General features: G+C 40.4%; 21 protein-coding genes. 9 read left to right on the top strand and 12 right to left on the bottom strand.

Annotated features, from left to right (window positions below):
* Positions 1-14 precede the first annotated feature (14 nt).
* The 3 genes from fusA to rpsL form a co-directional block, all read right to left on the bottom strand.
* Positions 15-2,156 carry an elongation factor G gene (gene fusA, locus CE557_RS03125; protein WP_114910146.1) on the bottom strand — a complete coding sequence of 714 codons (2,142 nt, stop codon included), beginning with the start codon at positions 2,154-2,156 and terminating at the stop codon, positions 15-17.
* Complete coding sequence (gene rpsG / locus CE557_RS03130; protein WP_114910147.1) at positions 2,157-2,627, bottom strand: 30S ribosomal protein S7; 471 nt, start codon at positions 2,625-2,627, stop codon at positions 2,157-2,159. It lies immediately after the preceding gene.
* An 82-nt stretch (positions 2,628-2,709) separates the two neighbouring features.
* Positions 2,710-3,087, bottom strand: coding sequence for a 30S ribosomal protein S12 (gene rpsL / locus CE557_RS03135; protein WP_114910148.1), 378 nt, complete (start codon positions 3,085-3,087; stop codon positions 2,710-2,712).
* A 480-nt stretch (positions 3,088-3,567) separates the two neighbouring features.
* On the opposite strand from rpsL, the gene CE557_RS03140 reads away from it, so the two are divergent.
* The 3 genes from CE557_RS03140 to CE557_RS03150 all read left to right on the top strand — a co-directional run bounded on the left by CE557_RS03140 (position 3,568) and on the right by CE557_RS03150 (position 6,237).
* A complete protein-coding gene (locus CE557_RS03140) occupies positions 3,568-4,188 on the top strand; it encodes a rhomboid family intramembrane serine protease (protein WP_162789978.1) in 621 nt (206 codons plus the stop codon).
* Positions 4,189-4,289: 101 nt separating this feature from the next.
* Positions 4,290-4,652, top strand: coding sequence for a phage holin family protein (locus tag CE557_RS03145; RefSeq protein ID WP_162789979.1), 363 nt, complete (start codon positions 4,290-4,292; stop codon positions 4,650-4,652).
* 73 nt (positions 4,653-4,725) lie between these two features.
* Positions 4,726-6,237, top strand: coding sequence for a sodium:solute symporter family protein (locus CE557_RS03150; protein ID WP_114910151.1), 1,512 nt, complete (start codon positions 4,726-4,728; stop codon positions 6,235-6,237).
* A 310-nt stretch (positions 6,238-6,547) separates the two neighbouring features.
* Here the strand turns inward: CE557_RS03150 and murD are convergent, their stop codons facing one another.
* Positions 6,548-7,858 carry a UDP-N-acetylmuramoyl-L-alanine--D-glutamate ligase gene (murD, locus tag CE557_RS03155; RefSeq protein WP_114910152.1) on the bottom strand — a complete coding sequence of 437 codons (1,311 nt, stop codon included), beginning with the start codon at positions 7,856-7,858 and terminating at the stop codon, positions 6,548-6,550.
* Positions 7,859-7,864: 6 nt separating this feature from the next.
* Positions 7,865-8,569 carry a CPBP family intramembrane glutamic endopeptidase gene (locus CE557_RS03160; RefSeq protein ID WP_162789980.1) on the bottom strand — a complete coding sequence of 235 codons (705 nt, stop codon included), beginning with the start codon at positions 8,567-8,569 and terminating at the stop codon, positions 7,865-7,867.
* A 51-nt stretch (positions 8,570-8,620) separates the two neighbouring features.
* Between CE557_RS03160 and ruvB the strand changes: the two genes are divergently transcribed.
* Together ruvB and CE557_RS03170 are read left to right on the top strand one after the other, a co-directional pair.
* Positions 8,621-9,643 (top strand): Holliday junction branch migration DNA helicase RuvB, encoded by a 1,023-nt coding sequence (gene ruvB / locus CE557_RS03165; RefSeq protein WP_114910154.1) that lies wholly within the window; start codon positions 8,621-8,623, stop codon positions 9,641-9,643.
* 12 nt (positions 9,644-9,655) lie between these two features.
* Entirely contained in the window at positions 9,656-10,396 is a 741-nt protein-coding gene (locus tag CE557_RS03170; protein WP_114910155.1) for a YebC/PmpR family DNA-binding transcriptional regulator, read from the top strand.
* Positions 10,397-10,615: 219 nt separating this feature from the next.
* Here the strand turns inward: CE557_RS03170 and CE557_RS03175 are convergent, their stop codons facing one another.
* The 3 genes from CE557_RS03175 to CE557_RS03185 form a co-directional block, all read right to left on the bottom strand.
* Complete coding sequence (locus CE557_RS03175) at positions 10,616-11,461, bottom strand: DUF1609 domain-containing protein (RefSeq protein WP_114910156.1); 846 nt, start codon at positions 11,459-11,461, stop codon at positions 10,616-10,618.
* A gap of 188 nt (positions 11,462-11,649) precedes the next feature.
* Positions 11,650-14,067: a replication restart helicase PriA gene (gene priA / locus CE557_RS03180; RefSeq protein WP_114910157.1), complete on the bottom strand. Its 2,418-nt coding sequence runs from the start codon at positions 14,065-14,067 to the stop codon at positions 11,650-11,652.
* 31 nt (positions 14,068-14,098) lie between these two features.
* Positions 14,099-14,902 carry a 3'-5' exonuclease gene (locus tag CE557_RS03185; protein WP_114910158.1) on the bottom strand — a complete coding sequence of 268 codons (804 nt, stop codon included), beginning with the start codon at positions 14,900-14,902 and terminating at the stop codon, positions 14,099-14,101.
* Positions 14,903-15,091: 189 nt separating this feature from the next.
* Between CE557_RS03185 and mutY the strand changes: the two genes are divergently transcribed.
* The 3 genes from mutY to CE557_RS03200 all read left to right on the top strand — a co-directional run bounded on the left by mutY (position 15,092) and on the right by CE557_RS03200 (position 17,878).
* Entirely contained in the window at positions 15,092-16,183 is a 1,092-nt protein-coding gene (gene mutY / locus CE557_RS03190) for an A/G-specific adenine glycosylase (RefSeq protein ID WP_114910159.1), read from the top strand.
* 279 nt (positions 16,184-16,462) lie between these two features.
* Complete coding sequence (locus tag CE557_RS03195; protein ID WP_114910160.1) at positions 16,463-16,669, top strand: cold-shock protein; 207 nt, start codon at positions 16,463-16,465, stop codon at positions 16,667-16,669.
* Positions 16,670-16,708: 39 nt separating this feature from the next.
* On the top strand, positions 16,709-17,878 hold the full coding sequence (locus tag CE557_RS03200) for a DEAD/DEAH box helicase (RefSeq protein ID WP_114910161.1): 1,170 nt from the start codon (positions 16,709-16,711) through the stop codon (positions 17,876-17,878).
* A gap of 147 nt (positions 17,879-18,025) precedes the next feature.
* Here the strand turns inward: CE557_RS03200 and CE557_RS03205 are convergent, their stop codons facing one another.
* Positions 18,026-18,454 carry a transposase gene (locus tag CE557_RS03205; RefSeq protein WP_114910162.1) on the bottom strand — a complete coding sequence of 143 codons (429 nt, stop codon included), beginning with the start codon at positions 18,452-18,454 and terminating at the stop codon, positions 18,026-18,028.
* A 209-nt stretch (positions 18,455-18,663) separates the two neighbouring features.
* Between CE557_RS03205 and CE557_RS03210 the strand changes: the two genes are divergently transcribed.
* A complete protein-coding gene (locus CE557_RS03210; protein ID WP_162789981.1) occupies positions 18,664-19,314 on the top strand; it encodes an ankyrin repeat domain-containing protein in 651 nt (216 codons plus the stop codon).
* 166 nt (positions 19,315-19,480) lie between these two features.
* Here the strand turns inward: CE557_RS03210 and gltX are convergent, their stop codons facing one another.
* From gltX to CE557_RS03230, 3 genes are all read right to left on the bottom strand, one after another.
* A complete protein-coding gene (gene gltX / locus CE557_RS03215) occupies positions 19,481-20,983 on the bottom strand; it encodes a glutamate--tRNA ligase (protein ID WP_114910164.1) in 1,503 nt (500 codons plus the stop codon).
* Positions 20,984-21,157: 174 nt separating this feature from the next.
* The gene (locus CE557_RS03220; RefSeq protein ID WP_114910165.1) at positions 21,158-21,814 is read right to left on the bottom strand and encodes a phosphatidylserine decarboxylase family protein; all 657 of its coding nucleotides are present in this window, start codon (positions 21,812-21,814) and stop codon (positions 21,158-21,160) included.
* A 243-nt stretch (positions 21,815-22,057) separates the two neighbouring features.
* Positions 22,058-22,894, bottom strand: coding sequence for a phosphatidate cytidylyltransferase (locus tag CE557_RS03230; RefSeq protein ID WP_114910167.1), 837 nt, complete (start codon positions 22,892-22,894; stop codon positions 22,058-22,060).
* Between the last annotated feature and the right edge of the window lie 70 nt (positions 22,895-22,964).

Raw genomic sequence — 22,964 nt, forward strand, 5'->3', positions numbered from 1 at the left:
TGCTTGGTTTCTTACTATACCGTTATGCCTTTTGCTTTGTTAATAATGGCTTCTGCTAAGTTTTTAGGAACGGGCTCGTAATGCGAAAATGTTAAGGAAGCAGAAGCCCTACCTGAGGTAATGGTTCTTAAATCAGTCACATATCCAAATAGTTCTGCCAACGGCACATCTGCTTTAACAATTTGTGCGCCACCTTTACCAGTCATTCCTTTCATAATCCCTCTTCGTCTATTGAGATCTCCTGTAACGGGACCTGTAAACTCATTAGGGGTAGCTACTTCTACAGCCATAATAGGCTCTAAAAGTACAGGCGTGGCTTTCTGTGCAGCAGCCCTGAATCCCGCTCTAGCAGCTAATTCAAAAGATAAAGAGTCTGAGTCTACATCATGATAGGAACCATGAAAGATTTTTACCCGCATCGATTCTACAGGATACCCTCCTAATGGACCATTCTCCATAGCTGCGGTAAACCCTTTTTGAATGGCTGGGATATATTCTTTAGGAATCACTCCGCCGACAATCTTATTCACAAACTCCAACCCTGGCTGAACAGGCTCCCCTTCAACGACTGCTCTAGGCCCTATCTCAAAAACAATATCGGCAAATTTACCTCTACCACCTGTTTGCTTTTTATAGACTTCTTTGTGCTCGACCGTAGCAGTGAGGGTTTCTTTGTAGGCCACTTGTGGGGCACCTTGGTTGATTTCAAGTTTAAACTCGCGCTTTAACCGGTCAATAATAATTTCTAGATGGAGTTCTCCCATTCCTTTTAGAATGGTTTGCCCTGTCTCATGATTGGTTTCCATCCGTAAAGTTGGATCCTCTTCCATAAGCTTGGCAATAGATAGGGTTAGCTTATCTTGGTCTGCTTGCTTTTTAGGCTCAATAGAGTAACCGATTACCGGTTCCGGAAATGTGATGGCCTCTAATATCGCTTTATCTTTTTCACTGGTTAGTGTATCGCCTGTTTTAATCTCTTTAAAACCTACTACGGCACAGATATCTCCTGCTTGTACTGCGTTGATTGGATTTTGTTTATTGGCATGCATTTGCATCAGACGGGCAATCCTTTCTTTTTTACCGGTTCTATTGTTGTGCACGTAGGATCCAGCCTCTAGCATACCCGAATAGACGCGCAAAAAAGCAAGCCTACCCACAAAAGGATCAGTCGCAATTTTAAAAGCTAATGCAGTAAATGGTTCACTATGCGCTGGCTTTCTTACCATGACAGCGCCCGTGTCTGGATGGGTACATGCTACTGGAGGCAAGTCTAATGGAGAGGGGAGGTAAGCACACGCCGCATCCAATAAGGCCTGAACACCTTTGTTTTTAAAAGCAGAACCGCAGAGAACAGGAGAAAAAGAGAGATCAATAACCGCCTTGCGAATGGCTGCCCTGATTTCATCTGGTGTAATCGCATCTGGACGATCAAAGAATTTTTCCATTAATGCTTCATCATAACTGGCTACACTTTCAATCAGGTTTTGACGCCACTCCCCAACGGTCTCTACTAAATCGTCGGGAATAGGTATCACCTGGTAGGTCATGCCTAAGTCATGCTCATTCCAAACGATGGCTTCATGGGTAATCAAATCTACAACGCCCTTAAACGAAGCTTCACTGCCAATAGGAATTTGCAAGGGAACAGGGTTGGCACCTAGTTTTTCTTTGATCTCATTGAGCGCATTGAAAAAATTGGCACCGGCCCTATCCATTTTATTTACAAAACAGATGCGGGGCACGCGGTATTTATCGGCTTGACGCCAAACTGTTTCAGATTGAGGCTCCACACCAGATACGGCGCAAAATAAAGCAACGGCGCCATCCAACACACGCAAGGAACGCTCTACTTCTACTGTAAAGTCGACGTGGCCAGGGGTGTCGATGATGTTTACTTTGTAGGTTTGGGTCTGATCATTTGCTTTGCCTTGTATGGTAGGATATTTCCAAAATGTAGTAGTAGCTGCAGAGGTAATGGTAATGCCGCGCTCTTGCTCTTGAGCCATCCAATCCATAACCGCTCCTCCATCGTGTACCTCCCCTATTTTGTGGGTGAGACCTGTGTAATAAAGAATGCGTTCAGTGGTGGTCGTTTTACCCGCATCAATATGGGCCATGATGCCTATGTTTCTTAGAAAGGTTAGTTCGTTTGCCATTTATCTCAAGTTAAAGTGTGAGAACGCTCTATTTGAACTGGCCATCTTATGGGTATCTACTTTGCGTTTGAAAGCAGCGCCTTCTTCTTTGGCAGCTGCAATAATTTCATTGGTAAGCCTTTCTTGCATCGTCTTTTCTCCACGGGATCTTGCATAATCAATCAGCCACTTTATACCTAAAAATATTCTTCTATCTGGCCGTATTTCAATAGGCACTTGAAGGGTAGCCCCCCCAACTCGTCTACGTTTGACCTCTAATGTAGGGGTTACATTATGAAGTGCTTTACGCCATACTTCTAATCCTTCTTCTTTTGTTTTCTGCGAAACGGAGGCAATGGTGCCATAAAAAATGCTAAACGCAAGGCTTTTCTTACCTCGTTGCATTAATCCGTTTACAAATCTGGTTACAAGCGGATCACCATATTTATAGTCTGGTGCTAATACCCTCTTTATAGCTTGTTTTCTTCTCATAGTATTCCTAAAGTTAATTCTTACTGCTTACATCTGCACGGCACCTCATCGCCCCAGTAGGGTGGCCATAGAAGATGTATGGTTATTTCTTTTTAGGTTTTTTGGCTCCATATACGGACCTGCCTTGACACCTTCCACTTACACCTGAAGTATCCAATACACCACGAATAATAGAGTAGGTTACACCCGATAAGTCTTTTACACCACCTCCTCTAATCAGGACAATAGAGTGCTCTTGTAGGTTGTGGCCTTCTCCAGGAATGTAGGTGTTTATTTCCTTTCCAGTTGTTAGGCGTACCCTAGCTACTTTTTTCATAGATGAGTTTGGCTTTCTTGGCTTCATGGTATAGACCTTGATGCATACGCCCCGCCGCTGTGGACAGGATGAAAGCGCTGGAGATTTGGACGAAGAAGTAGTTTTTTTTCTTCCTTTTTTTACGAGTTGTTGTATGGTTAACATGTACTAATTTTTATTTTAAACCTAGAGGTGTGCAAATTTAAAAAATTATCTCCCTTGATCAAAACCTTTCCATGGCATTAGCTGCCTATGCCATGGTTATCTCATAAATATAACGATTAATATCGATTATTTCTAATCCTTATATATTTAAATCCTATATACTTTCTGCAATAGTATACTTTGCTTCAAGTGGGCTCTGCCTCTGCTATATTGCCGTTTATAATTTTTATTATAAAATCACTTTTTATAAATTAGGTAGTCTTAGGCGTTAGGCCCCGGATGGGGTGATGGTTGCTAAAGATCAACCGCTCATGAACTAGGTTTTGTGCATCTATAGGCGCTGCTTGGGTAACTTTTAAAATTAATTTTTTTATAGTGATGCATGTCGTTTATGCGTATCTTCGCAATCAATTTAAGCAGTCGGAGAATGGCTTTATGCAACTAATATGCCTACATGTTTTATGCTTTCTATTGCTTTTTTTGTTTAATACTGGATGTTATATTTGTGGTTATGAGGAACGTATTCCATGGTTTTATACGCAGTTGACTTTCCCTTCCCTTTATCCACTCTTATTAGAGCGGCCGTGGGCCATTATTACCTACTCTTTTGTACACAAAGGGCTTGTAGATTTGTTCTGGGATATCTGCTTGTTGTATATCTTTGGTCAAAGAATACGGGCTACTGCACGGTCAAAACATATATTGCGGCTTTATGGTTTGGGACAAATAGTGGGTGCCATTGTGTTTTTTATATTATACCAATTTTCACCCCCTTGTCAGGGCATTGTTGCCCATCTTACGGGACCTTCGGCGGCCATTTATGCGATCATGGTGGCAGTTTGTGTGTTGATGCCTAGCTTGAGGTTATATTGTTTCTTTTTCTCTTTGCCATTAAGGTATATTGCCATTGTTTTATTGATCATAGCTCTGATGCATTTACCTACACAAGATGCGGGCTGTTACTTGGCCCAATTGGGAGGTGGATTAGCTGGGTATATCTATGCAAGGTTGTGTAAAAATGATCTGGATTTGACCCCTTCTTTTTTTAGTTTACATCGAGGCAGTAAACCTAAGATGTCGGTTCGTGTTACCAAGCAATAGGGGGGAAATAGGCGTAAACAACTATTTTTAGCCTGTTTTGTTGGATCAAGGGAATGTGCAGTTGACCAAAGAAAATTAATTTTTACACCATGTATAATCGGATGTTTGTTAGAATGATAAAAATTTTATGTAAGCTATTGGGTATAGCTTGTATAGTAGAGCTTGTAAGAGAAAAGTTAGGGGGGCTGGTCCATACATTGCAGTATAGTCTTAAAGAAAAAGCCAAGCAAGTAGTTCAAGTGTTTGTGTTGGCTGCTTTAACTTTTATACTATTTGGCTTGGGGTTGCGTTTCTTATTACTTGGTTTGGCTTACTGGTTAAATGCACTGCTTTCTAGTGCTTATCTCGGCTTTTTTCTGGTTTCAATTTTTTGCTTTTTAATGGTTATGCTTGTAGTATTTATGTTGCGCAGCAAAATGAACAATCAGCCATTAACGCAGGAAAAGATTTCGGATGGCCCGTAGATGGGCTACTGTAGTTTATTTTTTTTGCTGATCTAGTATTAGATTGCATCTATCTATTACAACCGATTACACGATGGTGTCGTTTTCTTTCTCTTTCTTATTGGTATTTGCCTTTTTATTATTGACCCTAGTGGTAGGTCTAATGGGCAGAAAAGCAACCACATTTCGAGAATATGCTGTGGATAATAAACGATTGTCTACGGTTAAATTATTGGCTACGCTGCTAGGTACTTCTTTTTGTGGATTAACGTTTGTATATCCTGTACAAACCTGTTATAGCCTTGGCATTCGTAAAATGCTTCCTTCCATTATTGATGCGACTTCTTTGTGGATCACTAGTATGTTTTGGGTGCGTATGGCGCCATTCATGGCACATCGTTCTATTGCTGAGACGATAGGTAGCATATATGGTACCTATCCAAGAATTATTGTTGCGTTACTCTCTATTTGCAATGCTATTTTTAAGGTTACGTTTCAAATTAATGTAATATCTTCTATTGTGAGCACCTCTATGGATGCAATACATCCTGATATCATAGCTGTGTTGGCCGCTTTGGTGCTGATTGCCTATGCTACTTTGGGAGGTATTCGTGCGATTACCAATACCGATGTGCTCCAATTTATCACTTTTGTGGCTATTGTTTTTTTGCTTGCTAAACTTATGTTTGTAAAAACAGGTAAATCTGTTTTAGAAATGGTATCTTTTTTACAAAAACAAGAAAATTTTAAACTCAGTAGTCTCTGCCAATCAAATGGGCAGTTATTGAATTTGTTGCTATCCATTCCATACTGTTTTTTGGCGTTGAGTGGTCCCTCAGTTATACAGAGGGTCTATATGTGTGCTAGTCCCATTCAAGTCAGAAAAGTTTTTTTGTATGGCAGTTTTTTTTATGTCCTCATAGGGTTATCCATCTCTCTTATTGGCCTGTTTGTTTTTGTAGGCAACCCAACGTTAACGGTAAAAGAAATTTGGCCTTATATCATAACGGGTATGCCCCCTTTTTTAAAAGTATCTATTGTCGTTTGTGTATTAGGCATGGCTATGTCTACAGCTGATTCTGAGTTACATCTTTGTTCTATTCTTGTTGTTCATGATTTGAGAGAAAGTATTCGAGGCATAAAGTCCGTATCTGATGTCCATCAGATACGGATGGCTAAATGGGCTTTATTAATTTGTGGTCTATTGGCTATGATGGCAGCTATTGATTACAATGCCCTATTTATAGATGATCTATTCAAGACTTTGTCTAAAATGGCCTTTTATACCACTACATTTTTTGGGTGTATGGTGCCTCCTCTTTTTATCTTATCTGTTTTTGGTTTTAGGAGTAGTTCCCCTACGGCGTTGATTGGAATGGCTGCAGGTCTATTGGCTAGTTTGGTTTGTATACAGTTGGGATATAAGGTAGGATTTATTCCTTATATAGTTGGGGCAGTAGCCAATATCTTGGGTATGATGGCTATACACTATCTGCTGCCACAACCAGCTGGCATGGGGTGGGTTGGACTAGATCCGCAACAAAAACGGTTGCAGCAACTTGCTGACGTGTTTCGGAAATTTAAAAAAAGGATTGACATAGAATAAGAGCGTGACATCACGCTCTTATCTCGTTCTCGTATCAAGTCTGTGATACCTAGAGGTGGTTACACTACTGGTATGTATTCAGCGCGATGGGTTTTTTGTCCGCTTCTTTATCAAGAAAAAAATGGGATAAAATGCATTATGAACCAATGGTGAGAATAGATACTTTTGTTTGACAATCAATAAAATATATTTCTTAAGCTGACACCATTGCGTGAACGGATACAAAAAATTTGCTTATTAACAGTACGTGAATAGACACCGCTGTTGTCCGATGAAGTTTAAACCTAATAAGTGGCTATTTGCGCATTATTTAATGCTTCATACACATCTTAACTATCAATTCTTTAAATTGATTCCCTCTATCTTCAAAATTTTTAAATAGATCAAAGCTTGCACATGCAGGAGATAAGAGGATCACTTCCCTCGGAAGTGCTATAGATAACGCCTTATCTATGGCTGAAGATAGATTATGGGTCTCTTGTATCGGTAGACCTAGGGGATGAAACGCTTTGATCATGGCACTATTCTCTTTTCCTAAACAGATGATGGCCTTTACCCGTTTTTGTACAATGGGCAGTAGGGGGCAATAGTTGTTGCCTTTGTCTATGCCACCTGCTATCCAGATAATAGGTTGGCTAAAGCTAACCAATGCAGCGATGGTAGAGGCTACATTGGTCGATTTTGAGTCATTATAGCAGTTTATGCCTTGCGGGGCGCCACACCATTCCAGTCGATGGGGTAGGCCACGAAACTTGGGTAAAGCAGTAGCGATGATCGAAGTAGGTACGCCTGCTAATGCTGCTGCTGTAACAGCAGTCATCGCGTTATATTGATTATGCCTACCTAGTAAACCTATCTGTTGCTGGCTAATAGACAAAGCATAGCGCTGCCCATTTAAGTAGAACCGACCATTGCTAAGAGGGGATATAGGATGTAGTTGAGGAAGTAGTTGCGCTTTGGGAAGGTATTGCGTAGTGAGTGGATCGGATGTATGGTAAATAAAGTGGTCTAATGGGGTCATATTCCGCAATATATTTAATTTAGTCTGGGCATAGGCCTCTACAGAACCATGGTATCTATCCAAGTGGTCAGGTGTAATGTTTAATAAACAAGCAATATCTGGCTTAAAGTCTTGGATTGCTTCCAGTTGAAAGCTAGAAAGCTCTAGTACATAGTGGTCATAGGCGGATTGTGTGATGCATTTGGCAAAGCTATACCCTATATTCCCGGCTAAAGCTACATGGAGGCCTGCTGCATGGAGCAAATGGTAAATCAAATGCACTGTGGTACTTTTTCCATTTGAACCCGTTACGGCTATAATTTTTCCCTTTGCATAGCGTGCTGCAAACGCTATTTCGTCTATGATGGGCATAGAATGGAGCTTTCTGATGATCGTAGCTTCATGGGGTATACCCGGGCTTTTGATGACCTCATCAGCCGATGCGATTTTTTCTATTGTGTGACCTCCTTCTTCAAATGGAATTTGATGGGTGTATAGTAGTTGTTTGTAGCCCGTTTGAATGATGCCCGCATCAGAAACGAAAACATCTATACCCTGTTGTTTGGCTAAGAGGGCTGCACCTGTGCCGCTTTCTCCTCCACCTAGTACCACTAATCGCATCGTTGCTTAGTTGATATCTTTTGTTTTTTGACCTATGATATAGGTTGTATACCCATAAACGACTAAAAGCGTACCAATCGTTAGTATGGTACGCGTTACAATAGTTAAACTATTAATAGTTAAAGCTAATCTAGTGTCTAATGTAAGATAGATGATAGATGTAGCACATAAGTTATGGAGTCCATGGGCGATAATAGGGTAGATAATATGGTTGGTTTGGTGGTATAGGTAGCTCAAAAAGCATCCCATAACAAAATACAATAGGTTATTGCTCATATTACAGTGCATGAAGCTAAAAGCTAGCGCACTGATCATGGTGATCCATAATCTACTTGGCGTAATTTTGCGCAGTAGCTGCTCTAAAACACCTCGGAAGAGCAGTTCTTCTAAAATGGCCGCTAGACAGGTTATTTCTACAATACCGCGGCATACAAAATCGATGCTATTATTAAAGTCTAATGCAGGTTGCAAGCTAGGGTGGCCTAATGTTTTTTGAATGCTGCTGAGTAGTATTAAGGCAAACGTCATCATGAGTTGTACCAATATGGTATCAATGGCCCATCTATAGCGATGCGCGCATGGCTTTGTTACACCCTTTCTCCCTTGTTTGGCTTGTAGGTGTAGATAGTAGCGCCAAGCAATACAACAAATAATGATGCGTACCATACAGTGCTTCAGTGTAGCGTGGTTCAAGTAATGAGTTGGTTGCATCAGCATTCCTATGTTTTTTACGTATATTTTGGTTGAGTAAAGATATAAAAAATGAAGGATGATCTGATCAATGCCCCGTTCGGTGTGCTAAAAAAGCCAGAAGAACAGCTAGATAAAGCCTTACGTCCACTGCAATTCAATGACTTTTTTGGGCAAGAAAAGCTCGTGCAAAATATTCAAGTATTTGTAGCAGCGGCTAAAAAAAGAAAAGAAGCGTTGGACCATGTATTATTGCATGGTCCACCTGGTTTAGGTAAGACAACGCTGGCCTATATTATTGCTTGTGAACTGCATACCAATATAAAAGTTACATCTGGTCCTGTATTGGATAAACCGGGCGATTTAGCGGGTCTGTTGACTAGTTTAGAACCCACTAATGTACTTTTTATAGATGAGATCCATCGGCTGAATCCCGTAGTGGAAGAATACCTCTATACAGCTATGGAGGATTTTAAAATAGATATTATGTTGGATTCAGGCCCTAATGCGCGTAGTGTGCAGTTGGCGCTTCAACCCTTTACTTTAATTGGGGCTACCACTCGATCGGGTTTGTTAACGGCACCGTTACGGGCCCGTTTTGGCATTAATGCGCGTCTAGACTATTACCATGCTAGTTTATTGACCAAAATCGTTCAGCGTGCCAGTAGCATATGGGGCACACCTATTGACCAAGAAGCTGCCTATGAAATTGCAAGGCGTAGCCGAGGCACGCCACGTATAGCCAATAATCTCCTGAAACGTACACGGGATTTTGCTCAGGTTAAAGGGGATGGACGCATTACCAAGGAGGTGGTTGCATTCAGTTTAGCCGCTTTGAATGTGGATGCACATGGACTAGATGAAATGGACAAACGTATTCTTACCAATATTATTGAAAAATTCAAGGGTGGCCCTGTAGGGCTTACCACTATTGCAACCGCTTGCTTGGAGGAAGCAGAAACCATAGAAGAAGTATATGAACCATTTCTGATTCAAGAAGGATATATCAAACGCACCCCACGTGGCAGGGTGGCAACCGAGGCAGCTTATAAGCATTTGGGGTTGCCTTATACGGCTGATCTTTTCGATAAATAATGAAATAATACCATGGCAGGACATAGTAAATGGTCTAATATCAAACGTAAAAAGGGTGTCAATGACGCAAAAAAAAGTAAGATTTTTACAAAACTGGTTAAGGAGATAACTGTAGCAGCCAGAAGTGGGGGAGAGGAACTTAATCCACGGTTGCGTTTGGCAATTCAAAATGCCAAAGGGGCGAATATGCCTAAAGACGCAATTCTTCGTGCCATTAGTAAGGCTAGTGGGCATGAGGCAGCGGCTTATCAGGAAGTGACCTATGAGGGGTATGGCACACATGGTGTGGCCATCATGGTAGTCTGTATGACGGATAAAATCATTAGAACAGTAGCGAATGTGCGGGCTATTTTTACAAAATATGGCGGCAGTTTAGAAAAAAATGGTTCGATTACTTTTTTGTTTGACTACAAAGGGGTCTTTACGCTTCCTACCGCTGATATTAAAGATCAGGATGCCTTTGCCTTAGCGTTGATAGATGCAGGCGCAGAAGCATTAGAAAATGATGAAGACGCTACCCATGTGATTTGCGCGATAGAAGACTTTGGGAGAGTACAAAAATACTTCGAGAAGCTTGCTATTGCACCAACTGCTGCGGGTTTAGAATATATTCCTCACACCTTTGTACAGGTAAGTGATGCAGCATTGCTTAAACTGGTAAAGTTGATAGATGCATTAAGGGATGATGATGATGTGCAAAAGGTCTACCATAATATTGATATCCAACCAGAACAAGAGGATTTATTGGGGTAGTGGTTACCTTGGTTGATATGGTTAATCAGTGTGTGTTCAGCGAAGTGGTAATAAAAAGTATCTGTTCCAGTCACTGGTTTTTTGCTTACTTTTTGATCAAGCAAAAAGTAGGATAAAAATTCCTTTTTCACTACTAGCCTGAACAAATATTGCTAATCATTCTTTTATAAGTTGCGTACACTGTAGCAACCGTTTGTATGGCGTGAAAACTGAACAGCACTAATTTTCCATGCATCCTTCGCTTGGGTTATCTGTTTCTATCATATGGATATAGATTGTTATTAATTTGTATGAAGATTGCTCTGGGGGAGTATACTTAACAATATAAGCATTTTCTTTTTTATTGAAATAAGTAATTATCTTTTTGACTTTCTCTGTATGAAGTCCTCCTTGATCATTTGTTTGAACTTGCTCTACTTTTTTTGCATGTTTTTGACAAAATTTATTTTGTTTTATTAAAGGCATATAGGGTATTTTTAGGCTGGGTCTATTTTCCTTAGGGTGGAACATCATATGGTAGATTGTGGGTTTAGGATTACTAGTGTCAATGCCGATTGCAATGGTTCCGTCACGGTATACTTCTTTTGGTTTATTTTTCTGTTTAGGGAGCAATACTAAACTTGCTCGAGCGCATCTGCCTTGTGGTGTCTTGATGAAGTATTGATCATGATATTGTCCATTTAGTAAATCAACTACACCAGGCATATAATGGAATGCGTGTTGGGTCCATACTTGTTCATCTAGTAGGTGTGCATATGTGAGGGTGCCATTGTCTGAAAATCCTCTAATGGTATGAAGCTCGATCTTGTTATTTAGCCATCGCTTCACTCTACGTAAGAAGCGATAGCTGGTGGTTTCTTCTTCCTTGGTTGGCTTTTCCTTTTCTTGGGATAGGTTCGTGGGTGTTATATCTGGTACAGTAGCAATGGATTTGGTATCGGTCACACGGGTAGAGACTATGTCGGAATAAAGCTTCACAGTCATCTGGTAGGAAGAACGTAGGTTGTTGCAGGAGAGGATGGGAGCGATGAAAAGAGTGCCTAAGTATAGCAATATGATGATCATATAAATTCCTAAAAACAAGAAAAAATGTCCTGTATAATACAGCTTCGATCAGAAAGCGCACCTGATAGGATACCTTTCAGGTGTTCAGTATCAATAAGAGGCCCTCATCTTATTAAATTTTACTCAATTTTGCAAGTGGTCTATTCCAATTGTCTCTTTTCTTATAGACCTTGCGTGGCTCATTTGGGTTAGATTGGATCTACATCTAATATTATTTTTATTTTTCTATAGGGTCCTCTGCCTAGTGCATAGCTGCAGGCGTTTTTTAATGTTTCTTTGGTCTGTTGCAGGCTATTTACATTCTTACTGGTTATTTTTAAAAATAGATCTAGTAAAAAATGATTTCTAACTTTGCCCACTAATGGTGGTTGAGGGCCTAATACCTTACCCTCAAATTTTTTGTCTAGTATTTTTTTTAATACCATGGCCCCTGATTGCAGGGTAGCAGCGTGCACACAACTTAAGTTTAGTTTAATGAGCCTAATATAGGGAGGGTACAAAAAGCGCTTTCTTTCTATCAACTCAGCGCTATACATTCCTTCGTAATCACCATTGGCTAAGTAGTGGAATAAAGGATGTTGCGTCTGCCTCGTTTGAATGAATACACTGCCTTGTTGGTTGCGTCTACCTGCTCTTCCCGCCAACTGTGTAATCAGTTGAAAACATTTTTCATTGGATCTAAAATCAGGAAAGTAGAGTAAGCCATCTATGTCTAATATTCCTATAAGCCGTATATTGGCAAAATCCAATCCTTTGGCCATCATTTGTGTGCCTACTAAAATATCTATTGTTCCTGAAGTGACCGCTTGTAAAATAGATTGGTAACTATGTTTCCCTTTTGTGCTATCCAAATCCATGCGGCCTATCTTTTGTTCGGGAAAGATCAGCTGTAAACTTTCTTCTAGTTTTTCTGTGCCAAAGCCTATGCTATATAGCTGCTGACTGCCGCAATGGTTGCATGCGCCAAAAGGAGGCGTTGCATAATCACAATAATGGCAGCGCAATTGATGGTCTGTTTGATGGTAGGTAAGGCTTACTGCGCAGGTGAGGCAACGGGGAATCCACCCGCAAGCGGCACATAAAAAATATTGCGCATAGCCTCTTCTGTTTTGAAAAATCATGGCTTGACCACCTTCCATACTATTCTTTTGAAGTTGAGCTAGTAAGGTAAGCGAAAAAATTTCTCGCATGGCTTTGCGTTTTTTTTCTATGTTCAGGTCAATAAAAAATAATTTGGGACGACTGGCTGCGCCAAACCTATGATCTAACCTAACCAGGCCATATTTCCCAGTTTGGGCATTATAATAGCTTTCTATAGAGGGTGTACCTGAACCCAGTAAAACCTTGGCTTGATGTTGTTGAGCCAATAGGATGCTACTGTCTCGTGCATGGTAGGTAGGCATGGCATCGCTCTGTTTATAGGCAGGATCGTGTTCTTCGTCTACAATGATGAGTTGTAGTGCCTTAAAGGGTAGTAAGAGTGCAGAACGGGTTCCTATCACTACCAATGCGGTTTGGTGGAGTAGGTGAGCCCATGTCTTGAAACGTTCTTGATGCGACTGTTTGGAGTGGTGTACTACCAGCCATGTGCCAAAAAAAGGTCTGATACGTTCTACTATATGGGTTACTAAGCCTATTTCTGGTACCAGTAGTAACACTTGTTTTTGTTCCAGCAGGGCGGATGTAATCAGATGCATATACAACTCTGTTTTTCCGCTTCCTATTGCACCATGTAAGAGTACCGCTGTTTTTTCAATAAACTGTTTTTGAATCTCTATAAGTGCATTTTTTTGAAAGGTAGTTAACGTGGTCAGTGGGGTTAAAGGGGCAGTAAAAATAGATACGGGCGATTGGTTTAGATGCGTTAAAATCCCCTTTTTATATAAAATATAAAAAGCCGATTTAGAATAAGTTAAAAGTTCTTTTTTAGAAGCATATGGGGTCTGGTTTTCTCTATCAGGTAAAAAATGGGCTAAAAGGGCTTGTTGTTTCGGTGCGCGGGGGGCTAACTTGGCAATGGTACAGGCGTCTAGACGGAGGTTAGGCGCCAGGGTAAAGTAGGGGTTGTCATCATCTATTCGATCGATTATGTTCATGGAAACGGTCTCTATCAATCTTTGGGAGAGTAAAGATATCAACGCTTGATTCGCTTCTTTGGGTGTCGTTAATTGGATAATAGTATGATAAGATAAAGGTTGGTGTTGTAGTGCAGTAAGGATTGCTGCTTCGATAGCAGACGTTTGGTTGGGGGAAATGACTTTATTGATTTGAAAGATGACCTGGTTAGGAAAGTTCAGGACTTTGGGCCATGCCAGTGCCAAGGTTTCACCCAGACTGGATAGATAGTAATCCGCTATCCATGCTAGAAAATTCAGTTGCTGAGGGGTAAATAAGGGCGCTTTGTAGATTACGCCCAATAAATCCTTTGTAGGGTAAGTAGGTGCTTTATGATGGCATCTAAGCACAATACCCAGTAATAGTTTTCCGTTACGTAATGGTACGAGTAGGCTACTCCCTATGCCTACCACACCCTGGTATAGCGAGGGAATATGGTAGGTTAAAGGTTTAATGGGAAGTGGTAATATAACATCTGCAAATGGTTTCAAGCGTCATGCATGTTTTAGAAAGTAATGTTTGCTAAGCTTGCATCATTCCCATTTTAATTTGTGTTAATTTTCGTTTGGTATCCAAAGGAAAATCACCTTGAAGCATCCAGTTATAGTAAGAAGGTTCTAATTTGAGCACTTCTGATACAGCTTTGCCTTTATGTTTGCCAAAGTTAAAGACAGGTATCTGTTGCTCATTGTAGACCATTCTACCTGCAAAATCGACCATATGGGTATTGGTTAAATGATGTAGGGTAGCTATATCATTTTTTATGACACCCAATGGATTACCTAAAGAGTCGACTACAGATTGATTTTCATATCGTTTTACTTGTTCTATTAATATTTCTAAAGTGGCTTCTATATCTACCATGGCGTTATGGGCGCCTTCTAATTCCTTTTGGCAATAAAATAGGTAGGCTGCTTTTAATGTTCTTTTTTCCATTAGGTGAAACAACTTTTGCACATCTACAATTTTGCGATTTTCCACTTTAAAGTCTAGTTCTGCACGCAAAAAACTTTCTGCCAATATGGGTATATCAAAACGAAGCAGGTTAAAGCCAGCTAAGTCAGCTCCCTTTAAGAAGGCAATTAATTCTTTACCTATTTGCTTAAAGGTTGGTTTGTCTTTTAGATCCTCTGCATAAATACCATGGATGAGGCTGGATTCAATAGGAATAGCTTGTTCTGGATTCACTCTTTTATAAAAGGTTAAGCGTTTACCACCTGGCATAAGTTTAATCATTGCAATTTCTATGATGCGATCATGCACCACATTGGTACCTGTGGTTTCTAAATCTAAAAAAGCTAGTGGGTTGGTTAGTTGTAAACTCATGGTATATTTTCTGCTGCTGATGTTTGCATTTTTAACTAAATTATTTTTTTTCTATAGCAAAAAAAGGGTTGTCATACTTAAATTTTTGTATTTTCAGTTATTTATGCATACACCTGATGAAGTAGGAAATCCTATTGCTTGTCAAATATAATAAAATATGTATGATACTTTTATTTGTTTTTATGGCCTATGCTAATTAGTACAATTAACCATGTTATCTTTCGTAAGTTGTTGCTTGCCTGGTATCAGTCACATCAGCGTTGGTTACCTTGGCGTATTACGAACGATCCCTATAAGATTTGGTTGTCCGAAGTGATCCTACAGCAAACAAGGGTAGTGCAAGGATTGCCTTATTATGAGCGTTTTATAGCTCAATATCCTTCTGTGACGGCGTTAGCCAGTGCCACAGAGCAGGAAATCCTCCGTTTGTGGCAAGGATTGGGTTATTATAGCAGGGCGCGTAACCTACACCATTGCGCACAAACCATTGTTGCGCAATATAATGGCATTTTCCCCACTAGTTATCGAGAGTTACTGACCCTTAAAGGGATTGGGCCTTATACAGCTGCAGCCATTGCTGCAGTTTCTTTTAAAGAGGTAGTTGCTGCAGTGGATGGAAATGTAAATCGTGTCTTGGCACGTATTTTTGGGTTAACCTATGATATAGGTACAGGCAAAGGGAGAAAACAAATGCATCAGTTTGCAACCTTATTGGTAGATCAGATCCAACCTGACATCTATAGTCAAGCCATTATGGATTTTGGTGCACTCCAATGTACGCCTGTATCCCCTTGTTGTACGGCCTGTGTGTTTAATAGCTATTGCATTGCCTTTTATACCGATCGTCAAAAAGGTTTACCTATTAAAACCAATACACTCAATAAACGAGTCCGTTATTTTGATTATTTTGTTTTGCAGTATAAGGATCTGTTATACATGAAAAAACGTGTAGAAAGTGATATTTGGAAGGGTATGTATGACTTCTATTTGGTAGAAAACAAGCAGCGTTGGGCGGTAGATCAAATGGAAGACCCTTTGTTGTGTTTAGTTAAAAAGCATCGTTTATCTATGGTTACTGCTGCAAAAGAGGCCGCTCATTTGCTGACCCATCAGAAGTTGTTGGTAAAGTTCCATAAACTAGAAGTTACTGCCCCTTTTTTACAAGAAGCCCATGCGCTATTCAACCAGCTTTCCTTAGTAGCATTTAATCGTGCAGAGGTTGAAGTATTGCCCAAACCTATACTGATTCAGAATTTTTTAAAAAAACTAGATCCTGTTTAGATAAGGAATGGGGGCATGCCAATCATCTATAAAAATATTTTTATATTTAATAATCAATAATATTTATGATTTAAGTGGATGCTATGGGCTGTATGCATATCAACTTTTATCAAGGAAACTTTTCTTTTTTTAGACAAAAACCTTTACCTTGCAGTTAGCGTTTTTTTATTCCAACCTTAAATCAAGGCAACCTATAGGTTGCTTGTTTGATCGTTTTATAAATAAAAGGTAGGTTGTGGAGGCGCTTGAAGTCTAATTTTTAATATAGTTTTTTTTCCTATGGAAGGAGTAGTAAAATGGTTTGACCCAGCCAAGGGTTATGGGTTTATCAAACCAGCAAATGGAGGTAAGGATGTTTTTGTGCACATCAGCGCGTTGGTGGCATCTAGAGTAAGCATGATAGACCAAGGCCAGTCGGTGGACTTTGAAATTACCAGCGATAGAGGTAAGGAGGTAGCTAGTAACATTAAAGTTCTTGATGTGTGAGTAACACATCAAGAACTTCTTAAATTTTAATATTGTACTTTGAGTAATACGTTTCAAAAATATAATTTGCCATCAGTTCTGTTAGGAGCGTTGGCAAGGATGCAGTATGACCACCCTACTGCTATTCAAGATCAAGTGATTCCAGTGGCCTTAACTGGTCAAGATATATTGGGTTCCTCTAAAACAGGTAGCGGTAAGACCGCTGCTTTTTCTATACCTGTGGTTGCACAACTGATGCAACGTCCTGATGCTAGCGTATTGGTATTAGCGCCTACGAGAGAGCTTGCTGAGCAAGTAGCAGGTGTTATGTCAAGCATGGTAAGTGGTTGTAAGCATTTGCGTACGGTATTGTTAATAGGAGGGGAGCCTATTGGGAAGCAGTTAATGCGGTTGCGTACCAATCCCAACATCATTGTGGGTACACCTGGTCGTGTGGAGGATCATTTGTGCAGGGGGTCTTTGCATTTGCACCGCACTACCTTTTTGGTATTGGATGAAATTGACCGAATGCTTGATATGGGTTTTTCTATTCAGATAGATAAGATTATTAAACGTTTGCCAATAGAGCGGCAAACTTTAATGTTTTCGGCTACTTTGGATAGGAATATTGAGCGGTTGGCTGGATCCTATTTAAGGCAACCTGCACGGATTAATGTGGAAATTACGGATAATGAATCCAAAAATATTCAAGAGGAGTCTCTATATGTGCCGGAGTCAGGCAAGTTTCAAATTTTATTGGAGCAGCTTGGCCAGCGGGAGGGTTCTGTGATTATCTTTGTAAAAACACAAATAAAAGCGGATAGCATCAGCTATCAATTGCAGCAATCTAATTTTAAGGTTCGCGCTATTCATGGAGGATTAAAACAGCACCAACGAAAGCGTGTCATAAAGGACTTTAGAAACAAGCATTATTCTATTATCGTAGCTACTGATGTAGCGGCAAGGGGTTTGGATATTGACCACATCAAGCATGTAATCAATTATGATTTTCCGCAAGCTGCTGAAGACTATACCCATAGAATTGGTAGAACGGGTAGAGCTGGTGCGACAGGGTTTGCTTTGTCTATGATTGCTTCTCCTCAAGAAAAGAGGCTCTGGCGTATTATCCATAATGAGCCGGTAGAGAAAGAAGAAAGGCGTCCATTTAGGCAAAGTTCAAGTTTAAATCGGTTTAAATCTCGTCCTTTTAGACGTGGTTTTTCAGGTTAACCATTTTTCTTTCTTGGTCTACTGCAGGTAAAAACCAACATTCATCCATTTTTGAGTGTTGGTTTTTTTTATTAAACTTTTGATTTAATAATCATAATTAAATAGTTCATAGGTAGCTATACTGGACTGAATTTTTCGGACATTTTTTTACTTTTCTTTCCTAGCATCTTTACAAGCAATGGTGTATGTGTTCAGCGCAGTGGTTTTTTGCATCAAAAAAACCGCCCCTGTAAAAAGCCGTGGTTTAGAAAGTGGTATTTTACAGATGATTAGGAAACTCTTTAGCTTTCCCACTGCCCAATCTCGCTCAACGGTAGCCTTGCCTAAGGCCTTAGCAAGTTCATCATTTTGATGCTTAAGTGTGCTTATTTCTTCCTTATATACACTAACAACCTTGGATGGATCAAAAGCTGTGGAGGCATGCTCTAAAAACTGAGGTTTCTTATTTTGAAGCGTTTGGCTCGTGACGCTATATTTGGACGACAGCTGGGCTAGCGTTACATCTTCTTGTAGTAAAGCTAATACTATTTTAGTCTTTTCTTCCGAACTAAATTGCCTAATCTTTTTCCTTCCCATCTGATTAATTTATTGTATAACGCTAAAAATATACCATACGGAAAATAAAGTAAAAGATTTTTGTCCTATTATTTTAGTCCAGTATAGTTACTTGTATCCGACTAACCCAATCTAAGGGTAAAGCGTTGAAGGATTTCTTAGAGAAGTTTAGTAGCTTTAAACCTAAAGTTATTTTTCTAGTGCACGCAAGGAGGCATCTTTTACAGGATATGTGGGCACCACATACAACGATCAATATGGCTGAAAGGAATAGATATGGTGATACGCCCTTACATGTGGCAGCCTTTAAAGGGGATTGGCAGCAAGTCAAGGTATTATTGCAAGACAAAGCAGTCGATGTAAATGCAAGCAATAACTATGGCGATACGCCCATACATTATTCCGTTGCGCAGGAGCAGTTAGAGGTACTTAAAGTACTGCTTGCACCATCCACAGGCGTGGATGTCAATGCAGTAGATCAAGATAGCTATGCCCCGCTCCATTATGCGTCATATATAGGTCATGTAAAAATGATCCAAGTATTGTTGGATCATGTAAATATTAATGTAAACATTGTGGATAAACATGCAAATACCCCCTTGCATTATGCCGCATTTTCAGGACATGCATCAGCGCTTAAGGCATTGTTGTCCAGCAAGTTGATTGATGTGAATAGCAAAAATCAGCATGCAAACACCCCATTATATTATGCCGCATGGCAAGGTCATGTAGAGGCGGTGCAAGCATTAGTAGCGACTACAGGCATTGAGCTAATGGTAAAAAATAAGTATGGTCACACGCCATTTGATGCAGCCAATGGAGATCGCCATTCGGAGTGTTTAGAGCTATTGTATCATGCCGTGCATAAAAAAGGCCACTAAGCATCGTATATGTTCAGCGCGGTGGTTTTTTGCGTCAAAAAAACCGCATCTGTTCAGCGCAATGCTTGTTATTAGGTATCTGTTCAAGTCACTGGTTTTTTGCCCACTTGTTTCTTGATAAAAAAGTGGGATACAATCCATTATTAATCGGTAACGTGAACAGATGCTAAGCATCACGGTACCCATTCAGTATAAATGCCTTGATTCTTTTATACGTTTTAGCCCTGCCCAATAAGGCTATGGTTTCTGTAAGGTCTGGGCCCGCTACCCCCCCTGTTAGAGCCATACGCAGGAGAGGCCTGATACCCGGCACTGTTTGTAACAGCTGTTTGATCGTATGCGCATCCCATGCTGGTAGGTCCGTAAGCCTTTGGCTGAAAGCCAGCACCTCCTCTTTGGTTTGCTGCTTCCACTTTTTCTGGATCAGTTCAGCGTCGTAACCCATAGGATCAAAGAAGAAAAACCGGCCTTCCTGCCAGAAATCCTTTGGGAAAGTAACTCTATCCTTTACAAGGTTACAAATGGCCATCGCCTCCTCTTGGCTGCAAGTTATATTTTCTTTCGTTGCCTCTGTGATAAAGTAGTTGGCCCAAGCCGTTGGGCCTTGTTTTTTAATATGTTGTTGGTTAAACCATTTCGCTTTAGCGATATCAAACTTAACCCCTGATTTGCCTAGCCGTTCCAGAGAAAAAGCCTCTATTAAACCTTGTTTGGTAAAGATTTCTTGGTGCGTACCTGGGTTCCATCCCAATAAAGCCAAGAAGTTCCACAATGCCTCTGGCAGATAACCTGCTTCTCTAAACGACTTTTCCACTGTAAGGTCTGGGCTATTCCAACTGATCGGGAATGCTGGGAATCCATATTGATCCGCATGGCGTTTGCTTAGCTTTCCCGTACCATTGGGTGCTAATAGCAACGGAAGATGTATAAATTCAGGCATTTGATCTCTCCACCCTAAGTAACGGTATAATAATATATGAATAGGCGTAGAAGGTAACCACTCTTCGCCACGGATCACATGGGTAATTTGCATCAGGTGATCATCCACTACACTAGCCAAGTGGTAGGTAGGCCAGCCGTCTGATTTCATCAATACTTTATCGTCCAAGGTAGCTGTATCTACTTTTACCCAGCCGCGGACACCATCCTTAAAGCGTATGGGTTCCTTATGCGGTACTTTCAGTCGAATCACATAAGGCTTTCCAGCTGCGATCCACTCCTGCACCTGTTCTGCAGGCATGGTGAGCCCATTGCGCATCCATTCACGACTTATGGCGTTGTAGGGTGGGTGATCTACCTTTGCTGCTTTAAGCCGCTCCCGCATCGCTTCGATCTCTTCAGGTGTGTCAAATGCATAATAGGCATGCCCACCATCCAATAAGGGTTGGATGTATTGCCGATAGAGGGCCATTCGTTCAGATTGTCTATAGGGGCCAAATGGTCCCCCTTGTTCAGGGCCTTCATCTGGCACAATCCCCAGCCAACGTAAGCTTTCTAGAATATACGCTTCTGCGCTTGCCACCAAGCGCTTTTGATCTGTATCTTCCATACGCAGTATAAACCGCCCACCCGTTTTTCGGGCCAAAAGGTAATTGTACAAAATGGTTCTCACACTACCAATATGTAAGGCCCCTGTTGGACTAGGAGCAAAGCGCACATGCACCGTCATATCTTAATCTAAAAAAACAGCTAAAAACATCAGTCTATTGGCCAAATCGCCTAAAAGCAGTGACTTGAACAAATACCTAATAACAACCACTGCGCTGAACACCTAACAAGCACAAAATCCTATACCTCAACTTCCCTACTAAGGCTGCGCCAGCGCAGCCTTAGTAGGCATAAACTATATTTTGGCGAGAACCGTAATCCCTCCTTTTATTTTATCACCTACAGCTACCTGGATATCAGCATCCAGGGGCAAATAGACCTCTGCCCTTGAACCAAACTTAATAAAACCACATTTCTCACCTTGTTGCACCTCTTCCCCTTCTTTAAAATAAAACTTGATGCGGCGTGCCATAAAACCCGCTATTTGTCTAAAAAGAATTTGTTGGCCATTCTCATTTTCAATTACGATGGAAGTTCTTTCATTATGCGTGCTAGCTTTAGGATGAAAAGCAACTAAGTACTTACCTGGGTGGTATTTAAAAAAGACAATCCTACCAGACATCGGAAATCGATTCACGTGTACATTAAAGGGAGACATAAATATGCTTATTTTGATGCGTTCTTCCCGTAAGTACTCCTCCTCATATACGTTTTGAATATTAATAATTTTGCCATCTGCTGGCCCTAATATATATTGATCTTGCGTATGGATGATACGGTATGGATCTCTAAAAAAATAGATTAACCAAAAATACAAAGCACCACTTACTACTGCAAATCCTATGGATTGATGGTAACTAAATACCACTTTTTTATGCATGCCATAATAGATCAGCAACAGCAGCACAGGCGTCCATAACAAAATTTCTTTTCCTTCTTTATGTATTTTCATTACTTGAAAAATTAAAATCTAGTACTATCGTGGCGGTCATCCAATGGATGGTCCTTTCGCCCATAGGGGCAACGAAAATAGGTTTGGTTCCAGTTGTGCCTATAGATCGTTGGTATGCGCACCCGTTTAGGGCCGTCGATAAAAAATTTGGCACACAGTAAAAATAATATAAATATCTGTTTTTCACTAAAAAAACCATGTGCTCAGTTTTTATCAAGCCCCGCATACTCTATATAATTCCTTTTACCCACAGAGCAAAGTGATCTTTAAAAATGCCACTACAGTAGGAATCGTTAACAATAAACTGTCTACTCTGTCCAAGAGTCCTCCATGGCCTGGAATCATTTCACTAGTGTTTTTTACATCTACACTTCTTTTCAGCAACGAGGCAACCAAATCTCCATAGGTCCCGGTAAAAATGGTAATCACTGAGATCGCAAGCCACTGCCATAGGGGTAAAATATTAAAAAAATAGGCGGTCCCATAACCAGCCATAACTGCAAATAAGGCACCGCCCATAAACCCCTCCCATGTTTTTTGAGGAGAGATCCGTTTAAATAGTTTGGTTCGTCCTATGGTAGAACCCACTAGGTAGGCCCCCGTATCCTGACTCCAAACAATAGTTAATAAACCTAGGATCAGCTGGTTGGAATAGTTGCCTGTAAAAAAGGCTAGATAATGCAGCATGCTACAAGGCATGGCAACATATAAAATTCCTAAAAAAGTAGCCGCGATATCTAAAAAGGGATTAGAGGGCTTGCGACTATAGAGCGCAACGATATATATTAAAACCGTTAAGGGAATACAGCTATAGCTTAATATAGGTAAAAAATTACCTTGGAGGTAGTAGGAAAAAGCTATTGTATACAAGAGTAGCCCTAAGCAAATGCCATAGCCACGCATAGGTGTCACATTGGCTTGCTTCAGCAACTTATAAAACTCTAACATAGCCAACATGGCTACATAAAAAAAAAGAAAAAAATAGGTCCACGCAGACCAAAAAATAGCAAAAGTAATGACAGGTGCAAAGAAAACAGTCGAAAAAAAACGTTGCGCAAAATTGTTTTGTGTTTTGAACATAATTGTAAATTTTTTGTATCTGTTCCCGATACTGGTTAATAATGAATTTTATTCCACTTTTTTCTTGATA

This window comes from Cardinium endosymbiont of Sogatella furcifera (assembly GCF_003351905.1).
In the GTDB taxonomy this organism is placed as follows: Bacteria; Bacteroidota; Bacteroidia; order Cytophagales; family Amoebophilaceae; genus Cardinium.